The organism is Acetatifactor sp. (genome assembly GCF_982438285.1).
The window spans coordinates 1-3,986 of record NZ_CEWDFQ010000290.1; the positions used below are offsets into that span (position 1 = coordinate 1).

General features: G+C 51.0%; 2 protein-coding genes and 1 pseudogene. All 3 read right to left on the bottom strand.

Going from position 1 to position 3,986, the window contains the following annotated elements:
• A partial coding sequence (locus tag AC1WIP_RS12580; RefSeq protein ID WP_481142154.1) for a DUF6240 domain-containing protein occupies positions 1-1,197 on the bottom strand: 1,197 nt, incomplete at its 3' end.
• Between the two features lie 163 nt (positions 1,198-1,360).
• On the bottom strand, positions 1,361-3,265 hold the full coding sequence (gene glgB / locus AC1WIP_RS12585) for a 1,4-alpha-glucan branching protein GlgB (RefSeq protein ID WP_481142155.1): 1,905 nt from the start codon (positions 3,263-3,265) through the stop codon (positions 1,361-1,363).
• Positions 3,266-3,278: 13 nt separating this feature from the next.
• Positions 3,279-3,986, bottom strand: a pseudogene (locus AC1WIP_RS12590) (tetratricopeptide repeat protein); the annotation flags it as partial.

The window sequence follows — 3,986 nt, forward strand, 5'->3', positions numbered from 1 at the left end:
ATATGTCTCGGCCAGCTGCGCCTCAGCCTCCCTGAGAGCCTCCACCAGCTCCTCCATGGGCGCCGTGTCAATGGAAAATCCGCTTTTTAACAGCTTCACATTCACCTCCGCCGTCATGCGAAGGCGTATCTCCTCCAGCTGTCTTCTGGCTGTGACGCTGTCGCCAAGCTGCTTCGGCGACAGATTTTCATAGTAGGACAAAACCTCCGCCGCCCTGTGATAAATATCCTCACTCCTGCCCAGATTTCCAAAAACAGGTTCTTCCCCCCTGGATACCGCTTCCGCTGCCGCTGCTGCAAAGGCCCCCTCTGTGACAGGCACAGGGACTGTCTCCAGCATTTTTACCCTCTGGAGATTTCCCGCCGTAAGAGGGAGCGATCTGTCCAAAAGCCACTCCGCCATTTCACGGCTGTGCTCATTCACGGAAAATCCGGCTTTCTCAATCCCCTTGTCCGCCTGGGCCTGCAGTTCCTCCATGTGGGGAGTCTGTGCGCTCTGGGCATAATAGCCCTTGATTTCTTCTGCGTAATATTTCGCTCCTATACTTTTAGGCCCTTGCTGCAGGGAGCCTTCCTTTCCCTTTGCGCCGCTGCTCTGTGCCAGATACACATTCCATATCTCCGGCTCCATAGCATTTTCCACCAGATAGCTCCGGGTGCCTGCATCCAGGTCCGTAAGGTTAGAGGCCATGTTCCACGCCTCTTTCACGCCTTCTATATTTTCAGCCGTCAGGGGCAGATCCGCCTCCCTGAAGCTGTGGGAAACGGCCCTTGCCAGTGTATCGCTGCCCAGCGCCGCCGCCAGCGTGTCCATGTCGATATCATCCGTATAGCCAATGATATTTTGTCCCGAGCGGGCCAGCTGCGCCTTGATCTTGTCCAAAATGGTCACTGCTTCCTCAGGGTCAAGGCTTTCAAAATGAAAGCCCTCCTCCTCCAGCCGGGCATAGTCCTCCCGAGACATGGTGTGTGACAAAAGGGTTCTATAGTCCTGCTGTACGGAAACATCCTTGGCCTGAGCCTCCTGTCTGAATTCTGACCAGGACTTTTTTCCCCCGCTTCCCAGAAGCCTGTTTTCTCCCGGCAGAAGAACAGCCCCATAGACACTGCCCGACTTTTTTGCCGGCTCTGCTGCATTTACTTGTGTCTGCTGCCTGACAGTCTGTTCTGCCTCAGCTGCTTGAAAGGTAATCTTCATATAGGTGCACTCCCCATTCTATGCTCAAAACATTGCATGTTTAAAACATTGCATATTAAAACATTATATGTTTAACAAAAAGGCAAGCGTTGCTTTACGCTTACCTTTTATTTCGGTGCATATAACCGGATTCTTAACCCCGGGGGTTTTTCTTTCCCCTCCCTCAGAATAGAAACACTGCCGCTCCATAAGGCGGAAGATCAAAGCTGATGGAATAATTTTGATAGTGAAAGGGCTTTTTCTGAGCCGTAATTTCTCTGGGAATTTCATTTCCCCATCCGCCGAACCGCTCCTCATCACTATTTAACAGCAGACGATACTTTTTCTTTTTGGGAACCCCAACCACGTAATTCTCACGCTTTACAGGGGTCATATTCAGCACAAACAGAAGATTCTGGGTGCCCGTAGAGGATCTTCTCACAAAGGCGTAGGTGCTCTGCTCTGCATCGTCGGCGTTCATCCACTCGAAGCCCGCCCAGCTGTTGTCTAGCTCATGGAGGGCTGGGTACTTCCGATACAGCAAAAGAAGCTCCTTCATAAAATCATGGACACCTTTATTGTATTTTTCTCCCAGAAGGAACCAGTCAAGCTCCCTCTCCTCGCTCCACTCTCTTTCCTGTCCGAAGTCCTGTCCCATAAACAACAGCTTTTTGCCGCTGTGGCCGAACATGTAGGCATACCCGACTCTGAGATTTGCGTATTTGTCCGCCGTATAGCCCGGCATTTTGTTTACCATGGAGCATTTTAAATGAACCACCTCATCGTGGGACAGCGGGAGGATATAATTTTCGCTCTCATTATAGCTCATGGCAAAGGTCAGGGCATGATGACAGCCCTTCCTGTAAATAGGATCCAGCTTCATATATTCACAGAAATCGTGCATCCATCCCATATTCCACTTAAAGGAAAAGCCAAGTCCCTCTCCTCCGATGTCGCCCGTCACATTAGGCCAGGCCGTAGACTCCTCGGCTATGGTAAGAAATCCCGGATAGGTTCCCCGGACCACTGAATTCAAATGTCTGAAAAATTCAATGGCTTCCAGGTTTTTATTGCCGCCATACTTATTAGGCACCCACTGCCCCTCCTGTTTGCCGTAATCCAGATACAGCATGGAGGCCACTGCGTCCACACGGATACCGTCCACATGAAACTCACGAAGCCAGAATAAAACGTTGGCAATCAGGAAATTTTTGACCTCCGGCTTCCCATAGTTGAAAATCTTGGTTCCCCAGTCAGGGTGCTCTCCCAGCCTGGGATCGGGATGCTCATAGATACACTGCCCGTCAAATTCAGCCAATCCGTGGGCGTCTTTTGCAAAATGGGCCGGCACCCAGTCAAGGATTACTCCCACTCCCGCTTTATGGAGCTCATTTACAAGATACATAAAGTCCTTGGGCGTCCCGTACCGGGAGGTGGGCGCATAGTAGCCTGTCACCTGATATCCCCAGGAACCGTCAAAGGGATGCTCCGCAATACCCATCAGCTCCACATGGGTATACTTCATCTCCTTCAGATATTCCACAATCCGCGTTGCAAACTCCCGGTAATTGTAAAAGCCCTCGGTTCCGTCGGGATGCTTCATAAAGGAACCGATATGACATTCATAAATGGCCATGGGCTCCTTGTTCATATCCTTTTCATCCCGCCTGCTCATCCACTTTTCATCCTTCCAGGCAAAGCCGGAAAGGTCCGTGATCACCGAAGCGGTGCCCGGACGGTATTCCGCCTGGTTTGCAAAGGGATCCGCCTTATACAGCTTCCTTCCATCTGCGGCTGTGATCAGAAACTTATACATTTCCCCTTCTGCCACACCGGGAATAAACAAAGCCCAGATGCCGCCGCCCCCCAGCTTTTCCATGGAATGGGCTTCCTCATCCCAGCCGTTAAAGGAACCGATCACATGAACCGCCTGGGCGTTTGGCGCCCACACTGCAAAATAAACGCCCTCCTGCCCATTCTCACAGGAAAGATGTGCCCCCAGCTTCTTGTAAATGTCATAATGAGTTCCCTGGGCAAACAAGTACTGATCTGCCTCGGAAATAAAAACTTCGCCCTCTGCTTTCGTCATTCCCCCACCTCCATCAAACAAAATCTTTTTCAGTCAAGATAATCATATCCTCGTCATCGTAGCGCCTTGCAAAAAGAATATCAAGAAAATGTCCTAAAGTTTTCCTGTTGGCATGACGAATGGCCTCATCCACAATGTCCTTGACCTCCATGGCCGTCACCACATGGTCTATGGTCTGCATATCCTCAATGCGTGTGTGCAGCGCAAGAATCCCCAGCTCATCAATGGAATATTCCATTTCCCGGGCGTACTTCCTTCCAAAGGCCACCAGCGTATCATTGCTCAGCGCTTCCACATCCATCCGGCAAGGGAAGCACTCGGCAAGCTCCTTATAGCCGCCTAAAAATTTATCCACCGCCTTTTTCGTGTCCTCCAAAACCACAATAATGCCTCTGGACTCCTTCTGCAGCGCCTTTTGCAGCGCCTTTGCGGTCTCCGCATCCATGCCCGCCGCCTTCTGGATGATCAGCGCGCCGTTCTTTAAGTGATCCAGCGTATCCTCTACGTCTTTTAGGTTCAGGGCCTGGCCGGATATCTTAGCCACCTTTCCGGAGAAATTGCTGTCCGTCATCTGTACTTCCCGGATCATATTCTTTGCCAGAGTCAGCGTGTCCATGCCCTCTTCCCCTGTAATAATCACATTGCCCGTATAGGGGGCCATACTGATGCCGTCAATGGCCTTCACCAGCTGTTCTCTTGCGGATTTGCTCTGGATAAAGGA